Source organism: Acidovorax sp. Root267 (assembly GCF_001429215.1).
GTDB lineage: Bacteria > Pseudomonadota > Gammaproteobacteria > Burkholderiales > Burkholderiaceae_C > Acidovorax > Acidovorax radicis.
Genome location: NZ_LMJC01000012.1, coordinates 786,558 through 806,248, shown reverse-complemented (window position 1 = coordinate 806,248; position 19,691 = coordinate 786,558). Strand labels below are relative to the sequence as shown.

20 protein-coding genes are annotated in these 19,691 nt (G+C 64.3%); 5 read left to right on the top strand and 15 right to left on the bottom strand.

The features are described 5' to 3' along the window. Window positions 1–73 precede the first annotated feature (73 nt). Window positions 74–2,170, top strand: coding sequence for a transketolase (tkt, locus tag ASE39_RS13175; RefSeq protein WP_057271399.1), 2,097 nt, complete (start codon window positions 74–76; stop codon window positions 2,168–2,170). A 94-nt stretch (window positions 2,171–2,264) separates the two neighbouring features. Beyond that, window positions 2,265–3,263, top strand: coding sequence for a type I glyceraldehyde-3-phosphate dehydrogenase (gene gap, locus ASE39_RS13170; RefSeq protein ID WP_057271398.1), 999 nt, complete (start codon window positions 2,265–2,267; stop codon window positions 3,261–3,263). Window positions 3,264–3,474: 211 nt separating this feature from the next. Here the strand turns inward: gap and ASE39_RS13165 are convergent, their stop codons facing one another. Then, entirely contained in the window at window positions 3,475–4,617 is a 1,143-nt protein-coding gene (locus ASE39_RS13165) for a mechanosensitive ion channel family protein (RefSeq protein WP_057227360.1), read from the bottom strand. Window positions 4,618–4,982: 365 nt separating this feature from the next. Here ASE39_RS13165 and ASE39_RS13160 point away from each other — a divergent pair, with 365 nt between their 5' ends. Beyond that, a complete protein-coding gene (locus ASE39_RS13160; RefSeq protein WP_057271397.1) occupies window positions 4,983–5,360 on the top strand; it encodes a DUF4398 domain-containing protein in 378 nt (125 codons plus the stop codon). Window positions 5,361–5,457: 97 nt separating this feature from the next. Beyond that, window positions 5,458–6,378: an OmpA family protein gene (locus ASE39_RS13155; protein WP_057227362.1), complete on the top strand. Its 921-nt coding sequence runs from the start codon at window positions 5,458–5,460 to the stop codon at window positions 6,376–6,378. A gap of 745 nt (window positions 6,379–7,123) precedes the next feature. Here ASE39_RS13155 and ASE39_RS13150 read toward each other — a convergent pair. The 12 genes from ASE39_RS13150 to ASE39_RS13095 all read right to left on the bottom strand — a co-directional run bounded on the left by ASE39_RS13150 (window position 7,124) and on the right by ASE39_RS13095 (window position 16,527). Then, window positions 7,124–7,894, bottom strand: coding sequence for a hypothetical protein (locus ASE39_RS13150; protein WP_057271396.1), 771 nt, complete (start codon window positions 7,892–7,894; stop codon window positions 7,124–7,126). A gap of 102 nt (window positions 7,895–7,996) precedes the next feature. Further along, the gene (locus ASE39_RS13145; protein ID WP_057271395.1) at window positions 7,997–9,016 is read right to left on the bottom strand and encodes an aldo/keto reductase; all 1,020 of its coding nucleotides are present in this window, start codon (window positions 9,014–9,016) and stop codon (window positions 7,997–7,999) included. Between the two features lie 45 nt (window positions 9,017–9,061). Then, complete coding sequence (locus ASE39_RS13140) at window positions 9,062–9,454, bottom strand: DUF1801 domain-containing protein (protein ID WP_082615417.1); 393 nt, start codon at window positions 9,452–9,454, stop codon at window positions 9,062–9,064. A 15-nt stretch (window positions 9,455–9,469) separates the two neighbouring features. Continuing rightward, window positions 9,470–10,069 (bottom strand): YdeI/OmpD-associated family protein, encoded by a 600-nt coding sequence (locus ASE39_RS13135; protein WP_057271393.1) that lies wholly within the window; start codon window positions 10,067–10,069, stop codon window positions 9,470–9,472. Window positions 10,070–10,229: 160 nt separating this feature from the next. Beyond that, window positions 10,230–10,595: a hypothetical protein gene (locus tag ASE39_RS13130; protein WP_242421426.1), complete on the bottom strand. Its 366-nt coding sequence runs from the start codon at window positions 10,593–10,595 to the stop codon at window positions 10,230–10,232. A 190-nt stretch (window positions 10,596–10,785) separates the two neighbouring features. Next, window positions 10,786–11,739, bottom strand: a complete 954-nt coding sequence (locus ASE39_RS13125; protein ID WP_057271392.1) for a Gfo/Idh/MocA family oxidoreductase — start codon at window positions 11,737–11,739, stop codon at window positions 10,786–10,788. A gap of 13 nt (window positions 11,740–11,752) precedes the next feature. Next, complete coding sequence (locus ASE39_RS13120; protein WP_057271391.1) at window positions 11,753–12,619, bottom strand: class III extradiol dioxygenase subunit beta; 867 nt, start codon at window positions 12,617–12,619, stop codon at window positions 11,753–11,755. A gap of 2 nt (window positions 12,620–12,621) precedes the next feature. Continuing rightward, the gene (gene ligA / locus ASE39_RS13115; protein WP_010464344.1) at window positions 12,622–13,062 is read right to left on the bottom strand and encodes a protocatechuate 4,5-dioxygenase subunit alpha; all 441 of its coding nucleotides are present in this window, start codon (window positions 13,060–13,062) and stop codon (window positions 12,622–12,624) included. A gap of 4 nt (window positions 13,063–13,066) precedes the next feature. Further along, window positions 13,067–13,996 (bottom strand): amidohydrolase family protein, encoded by a 930-nt coding sequence (locus tag ASE39_RS13110; protein WP_057271390.1) that lies wholly within the window; start codon window positions 13,994–13,996, stop codon window positions 13,067–13,069. Window positions 13,997–14,079: 83 nt separating this feature from the next. Continuing rightward, window positions 14,080–14,763 (bottom strand): 4-carboxy-4-hydroxy-2-oxoadipate aldolase/oxaloacetate decarboxylase, encoded by a 684-nt coding sequence (ligK, locus tag ASE39_RS13105; protein ID WP_010464349.1) that lies wholly within the window; start codon window positions 14,761–14,763, stop codon window positions 14,080–14,082. A 1-nt stretch (window position 14,764) separates the two neighbouring features. After that, window positions 14,765–15,799 carry an amidohydrolase family protein gene (locus tag ASE39_RS13100; RefSeq protein WP_057271389.1) on the bottom strand — a complete coding sequence of 345 codons (1,035 nt, stop codon included), beginning with the start codon at window positions 15,797–15,799 and terminating at the stop codon, window positions 14,765–14,767. A gap of 35 nt (window positions 15,800–15,834) precedes the next feature. Continuing rightward, window positions 15,835–16,527: a substrate-binding domain-containing protein gene (locus ASE39_RS13095; RefSeq protein WP_082615416.1), complete on the bottom strand. Its 693-nt coding sequence runs from the start codon at window positions 16,525–16,527 to the stop codon at window positions 15,835–15,837. Between the two features lie 163 nt (window positions 16,528–16,690). Here ASE39_RS13095 and ASE39_RS13090 point away from each other — a divergent pair, with 163 nt between their 5' ends. Then, window positions 16,691–17,647, top strand: a complete 957-nt coding sequence (locus ASE39_RS13090) for a LysR substrate-binding domain-containing protein (protein ID WP_010464354.1) — start codon at window positions 16,691–16,693, stop codon at window positions 17,645–17,647. Window positions 17,648–17,726: 79 nt separating this feature from the next. Here the strand turns inward: ASE39_RS13090 and ASE39_RS13085 are convergent, their stop codons facing one another. Together ASE39_RS13085 and ASE39_RS13080 are read right to left on the bottom strand one after the other, a co-directional pair. Further along, complete coding sequence (locus tag ASE39_RS13085; RefSeq protein ID WP_057271387.1) at window positions 17,727–18,641, bottom strand: DUF1932 domain-containing protein; 915 nt, start codon at window positions 18,639–18,641, stop codon at window positions 17,727–17,729. A 59-nt stretch (window positions 18,642–18,700) separates the two neighbouring features. Then, window positions 18,701–19,687 carry a tripartite tricarboxylate transporter substrate binding protein gene (locus ASE39_RS13080; RefSeq protein ID WP_010464358.1) on the bottom strand — a complete coding sequence of 329 codons (987 nt, stop codon included), beginning with the start codon at window positions 19,685–19,687 and terminating at the stop codon, window positions 18,701–18,703. Between the last annotated feature and the right edge of the window lie 4 nt (window positions 19,688–19,691).

Here is a 19,691-nt window from a genome sequence, read left to right as displayed (position 1 = left end):
ATTCAGGTGGGCGAAAGCCGCCCCGGTAAAATGCCGGGTTTCCCCCGAATCACCCACCCTGAACCCTCCCCCCATGGCCAACACCCAGCAATCCCAACAGATGGCAAATGCGATCCGCGCATTGGCCATGGACGCCGTTCAACAAGCCAACTCCGGCCACCCCGGCGCCCCCATGGGCATGGCCGACATGGCCGTGGCGCTGTGGAGCCGCCACCTCAAGCACAACCCCACCAACCCCCAGTGGTTTGACCGCGACCGGTTTGTGCTCTCCAACGGCCATGGCTCCATGCTGCTGTATGCACTGCTGCACCTCACGGGTTACGACCTGCCGATCGGCGAACTCAAGAACTTCCGCCAGCTGCACAGCAAGACGCCAGGACACCCCGAAGTGGGCTACACCGCGGGCGTGGAAACCACCACCGGCCCGCTGGGGCAGGGCATCACCAACGCCGTGGGCTTTGCACTGGCTGAAAAGCTGCTGGCCTCGGAGTTCAACCGCGAAGGCCATGCCGTGGTGGACCACCACACCTACGCATTCCTGGGCGACGGCTGCCTGATGGAAGGCATCAGCCACGAAGCCGTGTCGCTGGCCGGCGCCTGGAAGCTCAACAAGCTGATCGCCCTGTACGACGACAACGGCATCAGCATCGACGGCCAGGTCGCCCCCTGGTTTGCCGACAACACCCCCCTGCGTTTTGTGGCCAGCGGCTGGAACGTGATTGGCCCCATCGACGGCCATGACGCCGACAAGGTGGCCGAGGCCATCATCGAGGCCAAGAAGCAGACCGAGCGCCCCACCCTCATCGTGTGCAAGACGCACATCGGCAAGGGCAGCCCGAACCGCGTGAACACGGCCAAGGCCCACGGCGAGCCGCTGGGCGCCGAGGAAATCAAGCTCACCCGCGAAGCCCTGGGCTGGGCCAGCGAGCCTTTTGTGATCCCCGAAGACGTGTACGCCGGCTGGGACGCCAAGGCCAAGGGCCAGAGTGCAGAAGCCGCCTGGAACGAGCGTTTTGCGGCCTACAGCAAGGCCTTCCCTGAACTGGCCGCTGAACTCACGCGCCGCATGGAGGGCAACCTGCCCGCCAACTTCGCGCAAGTGGCCGTGGACACCGTGGTCGCAGCCCACACCAAGGGCGAAACCGTGGCCAGCCGCAAGGCCAGCCAGCTGGCGCTGGAAGCCTTCACCGCCGCGCTGCCCGAACTGCTGGGCGGCAGCGCCGACCTGACGGGCTCCAACCTCACCAACACCAAGAGCACGCCCAACCTGCGCTTTGACATGCAAGGCCACGTGGTGCAGACCGAGGTCGAAGGTGGCAAGAAGATCGGTGGCCGTCACATCAACTACGGCGTGCGCGAATTCGGCATGGCCGCCATCATGAACGGCATCGCGCTGCACGGCGGTTTCATCCCCTACGGCGGCACTTTCCTGACCTTCAGCGACTACAGCCGCAATGCCATCCGCATGGCCGCGCTGATGAAGCAACGCGTGATCCACGTGTTCACGCACGACTCCATCGGCCTGGGCGAAGACGGCCCCACCCACCAGTCCATCGAGCACGCCGCCAGCCTGCGCCTGATCCCCAACCTGGATGTGTGGCGCCCCGGTGACACGGCCGAAACCGCCGTGGCCTGGAGCGTGGCCCTGTCCAACCGCAACAAGCCCACCGCCCTGCTGCTGTCGCGCCAGAACCTGCCCTACGCGCCCAAGCGCGACCTGGGCGACATCTCGCGCGGCGCCTACGTGCTCTCCGACCCCGCTGACGTGGGCATCAAGAAGAAGGCCGTGGCAGTGATCATCGCCACGGGTTCCGAAGTGCAGCTGGCCCTGAAGGCCCAGCGCCTGCTGGCCGACAAGAAGATCGCCGTGCGTGTGGTCTCCATGCCCAGCACCACCACCTTCGACCGCGAAGACGCCAAGTACAAGAGCAGCGTGCTGCCCGCTGGCGTGCCCCGCGTGGCTGTGGAAATGGGCGTGACGGACGGCTGGTGGAAATACGGCTGCGCTGCTGTGGTGGGCATCGACACCTACGGCGAGTCGGCCCCTGCACCCGTGCTGTTCAAGCACTTCGGCTTCACCGAAGAAAACGTGGCCGACGCGGTGCTGGTCGCCATCGGCGCCGCACGCCTGAAGCCCGCCAAGAAGGCCAGCAAGGCCAAGGCCCACTGAGACTCCTCCCGCCCGCTGCGCGCCCACTGCTGCAGCGGGCGCGCACTGGCAGATTCCTGATTTCGACTTTGCAACCTTGGAGAGACTACAAGCTATGACGATCAAGATTGGTATCAACGGTTTCGGCCGCATCGGCCGCAACGTGCTGCGCTCGGCCATCCAGAACTTCAGCGACATCGAAGTTGTGGGCATCAACGACCTGCTGGAGCCGGAGTACCTCGCGTACATGCTGCAGTACGACTCGGTGCACGGCCGCTTCAAGGGCGAAGTCTCGGTGGAGGGCAACACCCTGGTCGTCAACGGCAAGAAGATCCGCCTGACGCAAGAGCGCGACCCTGCCAACCTGAAGTGGAACGAAGTCGGCGCCGACGTGGTGATCGAATCCACCGGCCTGTTCCTGGACAAGGTCAGCGCGCAAAAGCACATCGATGCGGGCGCCAAGAAGGTCATCCTGTCGGCCCCTTCCAAGGACGACACCCCCATGTTCGTGTTTGGCGTGAACCACAACACGTACGCTGGCCAGGCCATCGTGTCCAACGCCTCGTGCACCACCAACTGCCTGGCCCCCGTGGCCAAGGTGCTCAACGACAAGTGGGGCATCAAGCGTGGCCTGATGACCACCGTGCATGCAGCGACTGCCACACAAAAGACCGTGGACGGCCCGTCCAACAAGGACTGGCGCGGCGGCCGCGGCATCCTGGAGAACATCATCCCTTCGAGCACCGGCGCTGCCAAGGCCGTGGGCGTGGTGATCCCTGCGCTGAACAAGAAGCTGACCGGCATGTCCTTCCGCGTGCCCACCTCTGACGTGTCGGTGGTGGACTTGACGGTGGAGCTGGAAAAGGCTGCCACCTACGAAGAAATCAAGGCCGAGATGAAGGCCCAGTCCGAAGGCGCCCTGAAGGGCGTGCTGGGCTACACCGAAGACAAGGTGGTGGCCACCGACTTCCGTGGTGACACCCGCACGTCGATCTTTGATGCCGACGCCGGCATTGCCCTGGACGGCACCTTCGTGAAGGTCGTGAGCTGGTACGACAACGAATGGGGCTACTCGAACAAGTGCCTGGAAATGGTGCGCGTGGTATCCAAGTAAGTACGACTTGCGCAAAAGGGGATCAGGCGCCATGCTTGTCCTCAGAACGCAACGGCGGATTCATCCCTGTTTGTGCGGGTCTTGGTCAGTATTTCCTTTGAAGATGAAGAAGCGCTAGTAGCAACTACCCTGTTCAAGCCGGTCGCCTGCAAAGGCCACCGGCTTTTTTTTGCCCGCCGTCCGCGCCTGGAGGGTAGGGAACGCCTGGCGTTCAACGGGCACCACCAACAGCCGCCGCTGCGGATGCCGCCACCAGTGGCGCAGGCCCCTGCGCTTGCCCGGGTGCACTGGCAATGTGCACCGTGCTCGTGGGAACTGCAAACGCCACCCCCATGGCCTTGAACTCGCGCAGCAGCCCCAGGTTGATGGCCTGCTGCAGGTCCATGTAGAGGTTGAAGGCCGGGTCTTCCACGGTGTAGACGACTTCGTAGTCGAGCGAGCTGGCGCCAAACGCCTTGAAATGCGCGCGGTCAAAACGCAGCTGCGGCTGCGCATCGATGAGCTTGCGCACAACGCCCGGAATGGCCTCGGCCTGCTCCGGTGTGGTGTCATAGGCCACGCCAAACGTGAACACAATGCGCCGCCTCTCCAGCATGCGAAAGTTGCTGATGGTCTGCTTGAGCAGGTCGGTGTTGGACATCACGATCTGCTCACCCTGCAGGCTGCGGATGCGCGTGGTCTTGAGACCAATCACCTGCACCGTGCCCGAAACGCCACCCACCACGATGAAGTCGCCCACCTCGAACGGCTTGTCCACCGCGATGGCAAGTGACGCAAACAGGTCGCCCAGGATGTTCTGCACCGCCAGCGCCACCGCAATGCCGCCCACGCCCAGGCTGGCGATGAAGGCTGTGATGTTCACGCCCACGTTGGACAGAATGGCCAGCAGGACCACGCTCCACAGCAGCGTGCGCAGCCCCCAGGACATCAGCGTGGCCGATGCACTGACCTGCGTCATGCCACTGGACGAGTGCCGCTCCACATAGCGGCGCACGCCAATGCCAATCGCGCGCATGCCCCACAGGCCCATCTGCAAAGCCACGGCCACAAACCACAGCTGGCTCAGGCGGCTCTCCCAGCGGCCAGGCAGGTCCAGCAGGCTGGCGCCCACCAGCAGAGCCACTACCAGCATCAGCGTGCGGCTGGTGCCCTCCAGCACATCCACCACCGTCAGGGCCATGCCGCTGTGCGACTGCGTGGCCCACACCTTGGCGCGGCGGGTGAGCAGGTGCAAAAGCACCAGGATGGCGGCATAGGTGGCCGCTGTCGCCGCCAAGGCGATGAGCAGGCTCCACAAGGGCACGCCGGCAAAGGTGGTCTCCTGGACCCATGTGAGAAAGGTGGTTGGCTGCATGTGGGGGCTCTCCTCTTCGTGGTGCCGGAACGGGATCAGTGGACATGGGGCCGACACAGGGTCGGCCACGGAGGCACAGGGTGACGAAACACCTGCCCCGAAGCGCAACGGACGCGCGCTGTCATGGATCGAGGCCCTGGGAAAGTCAGAGTTCCCGCAGGCAGGCGGGCAGGGCCGGCTGCGCCAATGGTTTGAACGTCATTTGCAAGTGTTCGTAAGACATACCCCACAGCAATACAGAGGCCGGGCCTACGCCCCTGTGCCGTGCGGACCCCAACAATGCACCGACACCAGAACACCCCTGGTTGCCCGCCCGATACGTCGGTGCGGCACATCCCACAACCTCCAGAGGAGTCCACAACACCATGCATTCATCCGCACTGATCCGTACCGCCGCCGCGGTCCTCGCACTGGGCGCCCTCGCCGCCTGTTCCTCCACTCCTGCGCCCACTGAGCAGATGGCTGTCACCCGCACCACCGTCAACCGTGTGGGCGCAGCACCTGCCGTTGCCACCAGCGCACCGGTTCAGTTGCAACAAGCGCGCGAAAAGCTTATCCAGGCAGAGAAAGCCATGGCAGAGAAGGACTATGTCGCCGCGCGCCGCTTGGCTGCCGAAGCAGAAGTGGACGCTCGCGTGGCCGAGACCCGCGCCGACGCCGCCAGCAATGCCGCCAACCTGGCGCAGGTGCACGACGGCATCCGCGCGCTGCAGGAAGAAATCAACCGCCGATCGCCCCGCTAAGGATTTGGGCCCTTGCGCCCGGCCTGGCTTCGCCCCACGCCAAAACGCCGTTGGGGCCCTGCGATTGCCCTCCCCCCATTTCAAGGAACACCTGACCATGCATCCCTTTTTTCACCGCACTACCGCCCTGTGCACCAGCCTGATTGCCGTTGGCCTGCTGGCCGCATGCGCAAGCACCACCCCATCACCCGCGCTGGAAGAGGCCCGCACCGCAGTAAGCACCGCCGCCGGGGACCCGGCCGTCAATCAGTACGCGCAGCTCGAACTCAAGCAAGCCACCGACGCGCTCGCCAAGGCCGACCGCGTGTGGGCCGATGACCGCGATACCTCCGAGACCAACCATCTGGCCTACTTGGCCCGCCAACGCGCCGAGATCGCCACCAACGCGGCCCGCGCCCGCCAGCTTGATGCCAGCATCCAGCAAGCAGGCAGCGAAGCCGACCGCATCCGCCTGCAAGCCCGCACCCAGGAGGCGGATGCCGCCCGCTTGCGCGCCCAGCAAGCCCAGCAGCAGGCAATGAGCGCCGAGCAGCGCGCCGCCCAGCAGCAAGCCCAGGCCACAGCCGCCATGGCCCAGGCCAACGCCGCACAAGACCGCGTGCGTGCCCTCGAAGCGCAACTGCGCGAACTGGAAGCCCAGCAAACCGAACGCGGCCTGCTGGTCACCCTGGGCGATGTGCTGTTTGCGTTCAACAAGGCCGAGCTGTCGTCCCAGGCAGGTCCGCGCCTGGATAAGCTGGCCAACTTCCTCAAACAGTTTCCCGATCGCAAATTGCTGATCGAGGGCTACACCGACAGCGTCGGTGGCGACAGCTACAACCAGGACCTGTCAGACCGCCGCGCCCAGGCCGTGCGCGACGCGCTGGTGCAACGCGGCGTGGACAGCAGCCGCATCACCGCACGCGGCTATGGCAAAGCCCACCCCGTGGCCGACAATGCCTCACCCGAAGGCCGCGCGATGAACCGCCGCGTGGAGATCGTGATTGCCGATGACAAGGGGAATTTGCGCGGTCGTTGAGCCATTCAGCACTCGCCCCTCGCCCAATAGCTGAGGCGTGGCGTGGCGGAATCGCGAGATTCCGCCAGCGTACCGAACAGGAAAGCCCTGGAGCAGTGATGTTCCAGGGCTTTGTCTTTTCATGCATTGCTGTTGTTGAACGGTTGGCTCCAGTGCCAGCCTCCCTGCCTACACGCAGGTGAAGTTAAACGAGACACCAAAATCCAACTCCATCAGGAGGTGCAACGAATCGTTCTTCACCGTCAAGTAAGGATATGGACTTTCGGAAAAGCACCCAAGCACGATGTCAGCACTTGGTGACTGGGAAATGATCTCTCGAAAGTAATCTCTGTGCGGAGCAATGGCGTTCCAAAGCCATTCAAGGTGCTCATCCAAGGAAGCATCTCCCCCAAGGGCGAATCCAACAACCACACATCCTGCGTCCAAAGTCTTTGCCCCACTCGCCGCTCACCCTTTCGAATAGAACGTGCGGGCAGGAGTCCCGTCCTCAACGAAATGGCGTCGTGATGCGCACCGACGCCGACAATCCGCAGTGACGCATCAAAGCGATAAAAACGGGGCCTTCCTCCATAGGAAGGATTGTGAAGAATATTTTCTTGCCGACGCATGCCACGCTCCAAGCGTCGTCGAACCGATGTGGAGATGCGGACCATCTGCTTTTCTCACTTCGAAGTATTTTGTGATCGCCGAATGTGGCAGTCCGCTTCTTGATACGGGCGCAGGCTCTTTGCGCCCAGGCCTGACATTAGCCCTCAGAAGCCTGACCTGCTGAGATTGCGCGTTGCCGAACCTTGTTCAGCTCGCTGAGGTACGACCCCGGAATCTGCCTTACCTCCTCTACGGGCCCTAGCACGCTGATCCGTGCGCCATCCACGGCAACTTGCAATCCCACGGGCACAGCAAAGAACTGGATCAGGTCTGGGCGGTGGACGCCCAGCTGGTAGAGGGAGGTCTTGATAAAGCGCGTCGGATCTTCAAGGCTCGCTTCGTCGTCAAGGTCCGAGAGCCACCAGCCGGAATCCACAGCGTTGACGGCCTCGTTTCGGGTGAGCAGGATGCGGCTGGCCTCTTTGTAGTTCACGTTCACGACAACGCTTTGCCGGAGCGACGGAAAGTCCGGCTCGACGGGTGGGTAGAGGCTCCCGACAACATCTTTCTGATTGCGCAGCTGCATCAGCGTGCTGTCGACCGAATCGACAAACTTCACGGGCACCACCTTCATGTCGGGCTCCAGCACTCGCAGAAATCCAGCAGGCCCCTCTTCCAGCATCGTGAACATCCAGCCGACCTGCAGGCTCTCGCCGCTGCGGAACTTCTCGCCTTGAGCGACCCGTTGCTCAAAGAACTGCAGCAGGAAGGAAATGTCTTCAGGCGGCACGGCGCTGCTCGAGACGCGAATCTGAAAATCGGGATGGCCGTGCAGCTTGCAGCGGGAGGTAACGTGAACCGACGGCGTGCTCGGCCGCACCGAAGAAGGCTTGCGTCCGAATGTCGAGAGGATGGAGCGCAGAGACATTTTTTTCTTGTGCGGCTGGATGGCCCAGGGGCGGCCGAATGTGGGCTGTTGCGCCGACTGGGCTGGTGGGGGCTGCGGGCAGGCTGGTGGTCGCCAGCGGCGTTACGCCGGACGGCTTTCGAACGTCTCGGTATCCACCTCACTCGCGCTCTGCGCGTTGTAGCGCTCACCCACCACCGTGCGCTCATTGATCAGCGCATCAAGCCGCGCGATCACCACAGCATCGAGCGGCACATCGGCCGCGCCCATGTCATCCAGCAGATGCTCCACGCTCGTGGTGCCGGGGATGGGGATGATGTGCTCACCCCGATGCAGCAACCACGCCAGCGCCAGCTGGGCAGGCGTGCAGCCCACCTCGCGCGCAATCGCCTGGTAGCCATCGAGCAGCCTCAGGTTGGCCGCATAGGCCTCGGGCGCAAAACGCGGCATGGCGCGGCGGATGTCCTTGGCATCAAGCGTGGACACATCGGTCAAGCCACCACACAAGAAACCGCGTGCCACCGGGCTGAAGGCCACAAAGGCCACCCCCAGCGCGCGGCAGGCGTCCAGCACGGCGATCTCTGGGTTGCGCGTCCACAGCGAATATTCGGTCTGCACCGCCGTGATCGGGAACTCGGCATGCGCGCGGCGCAGCGTGGCAGCGGACACCTCGCTCAGCCCCACTGTGCGAATGTGCCCGCGCCGCACCAGCTCGCCCAACGCGCCGACGCTTTCCTCAACCGGCACGCTCTTGTCCCAGCGGTGCAGGTAGTACAGGTCGATCACATCGGTCTGCAGTCGGCGCAGGCTGTCTTCGCAGGTCTTGCGCAGCGTATCGGGCCGCCCATCGATCACGCGCACCAGCTTGCCATCACCCTTCACATCCACGCCCTGCATGCCACATTTGCTGGCCAGCGTGAAGCGGCTGCGGTGGCTTTTCATCACGCGGCCCACCAGCGTTTCGTTGGCGCCAAAGCCGTACAGCGTCGCCGTGTCGAACAGCGTCACGCCCGCATCCAGCGCGGCCAGCAGCACACGCTCGCCCTGCTCGGCAGACACCGGCGCGCCATAGGCGTGCGAGAGGTTCATGCAGCCCAGCCCGATGGCCGAGACGTTGAAGGGTCCAAGGTTTCTTTGTTGCATGGCGCGAGCTTACGTCAACACCGACTGCCCGCGCAGCCGGGTTGGCTACTCCCAGAACCCATCGCTGCGGCGCTCCCGCACGCGCTGCACGCTGTATTCCGCTATCTGCCGAATCAGGCCCTCGGGCAAGGGGTGGTCATACGGCAGCACGATGGTGCCCTTGGTGGTTTTGAGCGCCTGCAGCGCCTCTCGAAAATGCGCCAGCGCTGCAACAGGCGGCGCAAAACTGGCGTGTGCCTTGTGCGCGGAGAAGGCATAGACAAAACGCGGCTCGATGAAAAACGGCGTGTTCCACTTGATGACCTCCTGGGCCTGCGGCGCAGCGCGCTTCAAGACCCCGTAAAGCGCGCGCAGCAGCGGCTGGCCCGCCGCTGGGGCCGCTGCGATGTACTCGGCAATGGTGGCGGGGCACAGTACTGGTGAAGGTGTTGTTGGCATGGCGGTGATGACGCTCTATGACGACTGCACTGCAACCGAACGCTTGGCCCACAGATCCACCCGCTCACCCGCCATACAGGCCGCCAGCAGCTGGGCGAATCGGGAATCCCGCGTTTCAGGCCGCTTGGCGGAGGTCACCCAGTGCAGCAGGGTCTTTTTGTAGCCCGGCGGCGTGGCCTCAAAAAACTGCCACGCCTTCTTGTGCCGCCGGAACTCCCGCAGCTGCGCGGCAGGCAGCTCGGCGGGCGCCGCCTGCTCGTGCGAATAAATCGCAGACTTGCCGGCCTTGCGGTGCGCAAAAGCCTGCAGCCCCGCAGGGGTCATGCGGCCAGCGGCCTGCAGTTGCTCCATCTTGGCAATGTTCACCGCGCTCCAGATGGACGACGGCTTGCGCGGCGTGAAGCGGATCGAATACGTGTGCTCATCAATGCGCCGCCGCACACCGTCGATCCAGCCAAAACACAGGGCTTCGTCCACCGACTCGGACCATGTCATGCACGGCTGGCCGGAGCCGACTTTGTGGAAGCCTACGAGCAGTTCACGGCCATTCGCCGCGTGCTCTTGCAGCCAATGGCGGAAGGCTTCGGGGGTAGCGAAGAAAGTGGCGGAGGTCATGCGGGAGCATTGTGACCAATGTCTGTGGCGAGGCCTGCCCCTGTTCGCATGGCATTCACCACCTCTAGATCCTTCGGCGCAACGACCGTGGGACCGTTGAAAACGGCAGCCAAGGTCGTCCACAGGGAGACGGGCTGAACCGATTGAATCTGGATGAAAACTAGGTGATTTTGAAAACAGTCAGGATCTTTTTGGAACCCGACTTTTCCTCGAAGGCCGCCCACTGCTTGATACCTTTGACCAGCACCTGCGTGCTCACGTCCCGCACGGCCTTCTTGGTCTGGAGTTTGGCAGTGAGCCAGTCCTGGATATGCGCGAAGTGCGCACCTTCTTGCCCCGTGGGAATCAGCATGTCCATGCCTGCCACTTTGCCAGCGGAGGTCACTGTAATTTCGGTTGCGGGCATATGAAAAGGCTTGGAGGGTTGAGCGAACTGCTGGGCAACGTCAGGCAGCCATGCGCCCTGAATGCAGGGGCACGTTTTGTGGCCCGAAAGAGCGGGCAGCACCACGGCGTTGAGGCGCATTTTATGCCCCACCCATCCGATAGAGCTTGCCAAGGCCGCAGCTTGCGGCGGGGACCGCTGGAGCAGGCAAACACCCTCTCCACGCACGCATCGCCAATCCCGGCAAAGGACTCTCCGGCAAACCAGAACTACTGATTTGATAGCTACCAGCGCTTGATAGCAAAGCGCTAGAGCCCTATTTCCTTAGAAATCAGCCCGCATTCAGCTGCTGCTCCAACTGGTGCAGCACCTGGTAGCAAGCCAACACCCGGCCCACGCTGGCATTCGGCTCACGGCCTTCCTGGATGGCGGCGAAGAACTCGCGGTCTTGCAGCTCGATGCCGTTCATCGACACGTCCACCTTGCTCACATCGATCTTCTCGTCCTTGCCGTTGAACAGGTCGTCATAACGGGCGAGGTACGTGGCAGTGTCGCCGATGTAGCGGAAGTACGTGCCCAGCGGACCATCGTTGTTGAAGCTCAAGGAGAGCGTGCAGATGGCGCCGTTGGCGGCCTTGAGCTGGATGCTCATGTCCATCGCAATGCCCAGCGTGGGATGGATGGGGCCCTGGATGGCGTTGGCCTGCACGATGGGGCTGCCCGCCTGGTAGGCGAACAGGTCCACGGTGTGGGCGGCGTGGTGCCACAGCAGGTGGTCCGTCCAGCTGCGGGCCTGGCCCAGCGCGTTGGTATTGGTGCGGCGAAAGAAGTAGGTCTGCACATCCATCTGCTGGAGGTTGAACTCGCCCTTCTGGATCTGGTGGTGCACGTACTGGTGGCTGGGATTGAAGCGGCGGGTGTGGCCGCACATCGCTACCAGGCCGGTTTGCTTTTGCAGGGCTACAACCTCTTCAGCGCCCTTGAGGCTGTCGGCCAGCGGGATCTCGACCTGCACATGTTTGCCCGCCTTCAGGCAGGCGATGGTCTGCTCGGCGTGCATCTGCGTGGGGGTGCACAGGATGACGGCATCCACCTCGGGCAATGCCAGCGCGTCGGCCAGCTCGGTGGTCACGTGGCCGATGCCGTACTTGGCGGCCACTTCCTTCGTTTTCTCCAGATCGCGGCTGATCAGCGAGACGACTTCCACGCCGTCGATGTTCTTGATGCCGTCCAGGTGTTTGATGCCGAAGGCGCCAGCGCCCGCGAGTGCGACTTTGATGGTCATGGATGTGTCCTTTTTACGTGTTCTCAAGAATCAAATGGCCCACGGCGGTGTTGGACGCGGGCACATGGTAGAAGCGGTGCGCCAGCTTCGGGGGCTTGCCTCCGGCCACGTCGGCCATGGCACCGCGCGCGATGAGCCACATCACCAGCTCAATGCCCTCGCTGCCCGCTTCGCGCACGTAGTCGATGTGCGGGATGCTCGCGGCGGCCTCGGGGTCATTGATGAGCTTGTCGAGGAAGGCGTTGTCAAACTCTTTGTTGATGAGCCCGGCACGCGGGCCCTGCAGCTGGTGGCTCATGCCACCCGTGCCCCAGATGTGCACGTTGATATCTTCGTCGTAGCTCTCCACGGCCTTGCGGATGGCCTGGCCCAGGTTGTAGCAGCGGCGGCCGCTGGGCACGGGGTACTGCACCACATTGACCGCAAACGGAATCACCGGGCAGGGCCAGGCACCCTTGACCGGGTCTTGCTCGCCAAACATCAGCGACAGGGGCACGGTGAGGCCGTGGTCCACCGCCATCTTGTTGACGATGGTGAGGTCAAAGTCCTGCTGGATGACCGACTGGGCAATGTGGGCTGCCAGGTCGGGATGGCCCATGACCTTGGGCACGGGGCGCGGGCCAAAACCCTCGTCGGCCACTTCGTAGTCGGCGGCGGTGCCGATAGCGAACGTGGGGATGAGGTCCAGGCTGAAGGCCGTGGCATGGTCGTTGTAGACCAGGAAGATCACGTCGGGCTTGTGGTCTTTGATCCACTGCTTGCCGAAGTCGTAGCCCGCGAACACGGGCTTCCAGTAGTCTTCGTGGGTCTTGCCGAGGTCCATGGCTGCGCCGATGGCAGGCACGTGCGATGTGAAGACGGAGGCGGTGATTCTGGCCATTGTCAAATTCCTTTCTTGCCCGCGCTGCCCTGCGGCTGGCGGTGCGCCTGGGCGTCGCCGTCTTCGCCGATCACGCGGTTGCCGTTGGCCGAGCGGCCGCCGTTGATCATCATGTTGCGGTATTCCTCTTCGGTCATACCGGTCATGCTGCCCGCCATCTGCTGAAAGCTCTTGCCGTCGGTGGAGCCGATCTTGGCCAGAAAGTAGATGTTGCCGCCCAGACGAATGCACCAGTTGAGGTCGCGCGCCAGCACGGCCTGTTTTTGCTCTTCGGTCATGGCCCACTCGTCCAGGTAGGCACGCTCGTTGGCCTTGAAGCGGACGCGGTTCTCGGCCTTCATGAGGCTCATGCAGAACTGGTTGAGCCAGTAGCCTTTGCGGCTTTGCTCCGCGTCGAAGATGGTCGTGCCGGGCACGTCGAGGTAGGGTTTATCGAGAGACATGGTGTCAGTCCTCCACGGTGACTTCTTCGGGCCAGTACAGGCGCATGGGGTTGTCCACCAGCAGCTTCTTTTGCAACTCCGGTGTCGTTGCGATGTGCGGGATGAAGTCCACCAGCAGGCCATCATCGGGCATGTGGTCCTTGAGGTTGGGGTGGGGCCAGTCGGTGCCCCAGAGCACACGGTCGGGGAACTCTTCCACCACGCGGCGGGCGAACGGGATCACGTCGGTGTAGGCGTTCTGCTCGCCGTTCAGGGCCTTGGGGCCGGTCACAGAGAGGCGCTCGGGGCAGCTCACCTTGCTCCACACATTGGGGTGCTGGTGCATGAACTTCAGGAACAGTTCGAACTCCGGCCCATCCACGGGCTTGTTCACATCGGGGCGGCCCATGTGGTCCACCACCACGGTGGTGGGCAACGCGGTGAAGAAGTCCCACAGCTCGGGCAGGTCCACCGCCTCGAAGTAGATCACCACGTGCCAGCCGAGTTGGTGGATGCGCGCGGCAATTTCCATCAGCTCGTCCTTGGGCGTGAAGTCCACCAGGCGCTTGACGAAGTTGAAACGCACGCCGCGCACACCCGCGTCGTGCATGGCCTGCAGTTCTTCGTCAGTGACCGAGCGCTTGACGGTGGCCACGCCGCGCGCCTTGCCGCCGGAGTGCACCAGCGCATCGACCATGGCGCGGTTGTCCGCACCGTGGCAGGTGGCCTGCACCACCACGTTGCGCGCAAAACCCAGGTGGTCGCGCAGCGCGTACAGCTGGTTCTTGCTGGCATCGCAGGGCGTGTACTTGCGCTCGGGTGCGTAGGGGAACTCGGCCCCGGGGCCGAACACGTGGCAGTGCGCATCCACGGCGCCTGCAGGCACCTGAAAGCGGGGCTTGCTGGGGCCGGCGTACCAGTCCAGCCAGCCGGGGGTTTTGGTGAATTCAGACATGGGCGACTACTTTGCTATGTTAAATATAGCTACCAGCGCTTGATAGATAAGCGCCAGAGGCCAAAAACACTTGAATTTATCGTTCAATCGATGTACCTGAGGCCCGCCTTCTCCAGGCCGGGGCGCATGTTGTACATGTCCAGGCCCAGCACGCCGCTGGCCAGCTTGGCCCGTTTCTCGCCTTCAAAGCTTTCGCGCTTCTGGGCGGCGGCGAGCGTTTCTGCGGCGCGGGCGGCGGGCACACACACCACGCCGTCGTCGTCAGCCACGATCACGTCGCCAGGTGTGACGAGCGCACCGGCGCACACCACGGGAATGTTCACCGAGCCCAGCGTCGCCTTGATGGTGCCCTTGCTGCTGATGGCGCGGCTCCACACGGGGAAGTTCATCTCCTGCAGCGTCTTCACGTCGCGCACGCCGGCATCGATGATGAGCGCACGCGCACCGCGGGCCTGGAAGCTGGTGGCCAGCAGGTCGCCGAAGTAGCCGTCGGTGCATTCGGAAGTGACTGCGGCCACCACGATGTCGCCGGGCTGGATCTGCTCGGCCGCCACGTGCATCATCCAGTTGTCGCCGGGCTGCAGCAGCACGGTGACGGCCGTGCCGCTGACCTGCTGGCCGCCGTAGATGGGGCGCATATAGGGCTTGAGCAGGCCCACGCGGCCCATGGCCTCGTGCACGGTGGCTGAGCCCAGGGCGGCCAGTCCGTCGGCGGCTGCGCGATCGGCGCGGGTGATATTGCGGTAGACAACGCCAAGTTCAAACATGTCAGAGCCCCTTCGCCTTCAGGCGTGAATCGAGTCGGGAGAACACGCGGCGCACATTGCCTTCGTAGATCTGGTGCCTGTCGTCGCCACTCAGGATCTTGGACGCTTCGATGTAGCGCTTGGTGTCGTCGTAGTAGTTGCCGGTGGTGGGATCGATACCGCGCACTGCGCCAATCATTTCGCTGGCGAACAGCACGTTCTTCACCGGGATCACGGTGTTGAGCAGGTCGATGCCGGGCTGGTGGTACACGCAGGTGTCGAAGAACACGTTGTTCATCAGGTGATCATCCAGCAGCGGCTTCTTCATCTCTTGCGCCAGGCCGCGGAAACGGCCCCAGTGGTAGGGCACCGCGCCGCCGCCGTGCGGGATCAGGAACTTGAGCGTGGGGAAGTCCTTGAACAGATCGCCCTGGATCAGCTGCATGAAGGCCGTGGTGTCGGCGTTCAGGTAGTGCGCGCCGGTGGTGTGAAAACACGCATTGCAGCTGGTGCTCACGTGGATCATTGCGGGCAGGTCGTACTCCACCATCTTTTCGTAGATGGGGTACCAGTGCTTGTCGGTCAGCGGGGGGCTGGTCCAGTGGCCGCCCGAGGGGTCGGGGTTCAGGTTGATGCCCACGGCGCCGTATTCGTGCACGCACTTTTCCAGCTCGGGGATGCAGGTGGCGGGGTCAACACCGGGGCTTTGCGGCAGCATGGCCACGGGCACGAAGTGCTCGGGGAACAGCGTGGAGACCCGATAGCACAGCTCGTTGCAGATGGCGGCCCAGGTGCTGGACACATTGAAGTCGCCGATGTGGTGCGCCATGAAGCTGGCGCGTGGGCTGAACAGCGTGATGTCGCTGCCGCGCTCCTTCATCAGCTTGAGCTGGTTGGTCTCGATGGAATCGCGCAGCTCGTCGTCGCTGATCTGCAGGTCTGCCACCTTGGGCATCTGGGCAGGGTCCTTGATGCCGGCGATCTGCGCATTGCGCCAGTTCTCCAGCGCCTTGGGGGCCGTGGTGTAGTGGCCGTGGCAGTCGATGATGAGGCTCATTTTTGGGTGCTCCTGGAATGTGTTCTTGTGATCGGTCAGGCAGGGGTCATGCCCTGCTGGCGTTTTGCCTCTGCGGCGGCGGGCGACGCCAGGTAGGCCAGCAGCGCACGCGCGGCATCGACCTGTTGCGACTGCGCGCCGATGCCCGCTGAAAACGTGGTGGTGATCTGGATAGCGGGCGGCAGCGGGCCCACGATCTGGATGCCCTGCACATGCAGCAGCTCGCTCAGTTGCTGAAAGCCCAGCGCCACCTCGCCCTTCGCAACCAGCGAGCCCACGGGCACGCCGGGGGGCGCCTGCACCATGCGGGGGGCGATCTGGTCGGCAATGCCCCAGCGCTCGAACAGCTTGGCCAGCGCCACGCCGCTGGGGCCGGTGGACAGGCTGATGCTGCGCGCGGCCAGCACGGCCTGTCGCACGGCGTCTTCGGTGCTGATGTCGGGCAGCGGTGCGCCCTGTGGCACGGCCACGGCCACGCCAGAGTGCACCCAATCCACCTTGCTGCCGGGCAGCAGGTGGCCCCCAGCGAGGAGCTTGTCGATGGCGTCGGAGGCGAGGATGACCACGTCGAAGGTTTCACCAGCCGCCACACGCTTGGCCGCGTCCACACCACCCACCGATTCGATGGCGGCCTGCGTGCCCGACTGCTGTGCAAAACCGGCCACCAGGTCGGCCAGCACCTGGCGCGTGGCCATGGAGGAAATGCCGCGAATCACGGGCGGGGTCATGCGGTGTCTCCTGCCGGGTTGCGGGTGGCCCAGGCGGTGCGTGCAGTTGTATACATGCCGCCGATTGTGGGCAGCGGCGGCCTAAACATGAAGGCGACACCGGCACTACCAGATATATCATTCCGTGATCGTTGACCCACAGCTATATCAGAGAGCCTTGCCCATGGACCTCAAGCAGATCGAATACTTTGTGCGGGTGGCCGAGCTGGGCAGCTTTACCCGCGCGTCGGTGGTGCTGGACATTGCCCAGCCCGCACTGAGCCGCCAGGTGCGCCTGCTGGAGGTGGAGCTGCGCCAGAACCTGCTGGTGCGCAACGGCCGGGGCGCCACGCCCACCGAGGCGGGCAAGCTGCTGCTGGAGCACGGGCGCGGCATCCTGCACCAGGTGGAGCGCGCCCGCGAGGAGCTGGGCCGCGTGCGCGGCGCGCTGGCCGGGCGCGTGGCCATTGGCCTGCCGCCCAGCATTGCCAAGGTGCTGACCGTGCCGCTGACCCGCGCCTTCCGCGTGAAGATGCCCGACGCCGCGCTGGCCATCAGCGAGGGGCTGTCGGTAGCCATGCGCGAGTCGCTGACCACGGGCTTGCTCGACATTGCGCTGCTCTACAACACCACGCCCGCGCCCGGCATCGAGACCACGGCGCTCCTGGAGGAGGATCTGTTTCTGGTTCAACGCCGCACCGGGGGCCAAAGCGAGGCAGAGACAGACGCCTTGGCCCGCGTGCCACTGCCGCTGGACGAGCTGCCCCGCTTTCCGCTGGTGATCCCCACGCGCCCCAACTCGATCCGCATGCTGGTGGAATCCGAACTGGCGGCACGGGGCAAGCGCCCGCAGATCAGCCTGGAGATCGACGGCGTGGCCGCCATTCTGGACCTGGTGGCCGACGGTGCTGGCTGTGCCGTGCTGCCCATGAATGCGGTCACCACGTCGGGCAAGCCCGAGGTGTTCAGCACCCGGCCCATCCACGGCGCGGGCAGCGATGCCGATGGAGAAGACAACACCCGCCTGCGCAGCAAGCTCTTTATGGCGGTGAGTTCGCAACGCCCAGCCACACTGACGCAGCAGGCCATGGCGGAGCTGATCCGCTCCACGTTGCAAGCGTTGTACAGGTCTCCCCCCTGAGACGCTGCGGGGCGACACTTGCTTGGCGCCCCTCGCTTTGAGGCAGCGCCAGTTTCACAGGCTGGGGGAGCTATCAGGATCAGAGTCTGTCAGGGGCTTTGGGCAAACTCTCCAAGAGACGATCCGCATAGTCCTGCCAGCGCGCCTCCTTGGGCAGGCCTTGAAAGACGCCTTCGCGCGCGAGATCAGCCACCCACTGCTGCTTGGCCGCAATGGCCGACGCCATCAGCGGCTGCATGCCTGCCTCCTGCACGGTGTGTGCGGACTCACGCATCTCTTCGGCGCGGCGCTGGCCGTGTTGCACCACGCGGCTGAAGAAGTAGCGCCCCTGTTCGTGCCAGTCGATGGACGGGAAGGTCTCGGCCAGGGTGGGCAGCACATGGTCTTCCACGCCGTAGTGGCGGGCCGTGGCGTAGCTCTCGATCACCAGCGCCTCCAGCCCCTTGATCATGATGCTGCGGCACATCTTGATGGCGCTGGCCACGCCCAGCTGCTCACTCACCGGCTTGGCGTCCATACCCCAACCCACCAGCACGGAGGCCAGTACTTCGGCCTGGGGTCCACCGAGCAGCATAGGCACGCGGATGCCGTAGGGGGGCACCGAGGTCATCACGCCCGCCTCGACATAGTGCGCACCCCGCGCCTCGATGAGCGCAGCGGCTTGCTGCTTGGTGCCGGGCGATGCCGAGTTGAGGTCCAGAAACACAGTGCCGGGGCGGATGTGCTGCGCCGCCTCCAGCGCCACAGCGAGTGTGTTCGACGCGGTGACGGCCGAGATGACGCAGTCGCAGCGTGTGCAAAGTGCCTGCATCGAATCCACCGCCACGACACCGCCCTGCGCGGCGTGCTGCTGCAATGCGTCGCGGTGCGCAGCGTCGGCCAGCTTCAGGTCCCAGGCGGCGACGGAGGCCACGCCGGGCTGAACGCGCAAGCCCGCGCTGAAGATCTTGCCCACCTCGCCATAGCCCACGAGGCCGATGTGTGTGATGTTCATTCAATGTCCCTTTCAGCCTCCGCACCACCGCTGGCACCGCAGGCGTGCAGCGGTGGTACTCACTGCCGCGCGATCTTGGCCCGTGCGATCACGTCGCTCCAGCGGCGCACATCAGCAGCCAGGTGTTCGCCCAGCTGCGCGGGGGTGCTGCCCTGGGCATTCAAGTTCAGTTCCAGCAGGCGCTTTTTCACATCGGGCTGGGCCAGCGCGGCCTGCACCTCGCGCGAGAGACGCTCCACCACGGCAGCGGGTGTTTTGGCGGGCACGGCCAGGCCGTTCCACGACGTGACGTTGAAGCTGGCCAACGGCCCGCCGCTTTCGCGCACCGTGGGCACATCGGGCAGCTGAGCGGCACGCTGGGCGCCCATCACAGCCAATGGCCGCAAGGCCTTGGCGCCGATTTGCGGCATGAGGCCGCCCAGGATGTCGATCATCACGTCGATCTCGCCACCGCGCACCGCGGTGATGACGGGAGGCGTCCCGTTAAAGGGCACCACCTGCGCGTCGATGCCCGCCGTCACCTTGAACAGCTCGGCGGCCAGGTTCTGCGTGGTGCCGATCTGCGGGGTGCCAATGTTGAGCTTGCCAGGGTGGGCGCGGGCGTAGGCCAGCAGCTCGGCCAGGGTGGTAAAGCGCCCGCCTTCCTTGACCACTACGGCCAGGTCGAACGTGGCCAGCAGCGAGACGGGGGCAAAGTCCTTGAGGGTGTCGAACGGCAAGGCTTTGAAAAGCGCGGCACTGACGGCCGTGCCGCTGCTGACCAACAGCAGCGTGTGGCCATCGGGCTCGGCACGCGCCACCAAGTCACCCGCCACCACGCCACCCGCGCTGGGCTTGTTCTCGATGACCACGCTTTGCCCCAACGGGCCAGCAATCTTCTGGCCCACGGTGCGTGCCGTGATGTCGGCCGCGCCACCAGCGGCGTTGGGCACCACGATGCGCAGGGGGCGTGAAGGAAAGGCCGATTGCGCCACGGCAGGTGCAGCCGCACCGCAAGACGACGCCGCCAGCCAGCTCAGAAGGGTTCTGCGGTGCAGTGCTTGCATGGTG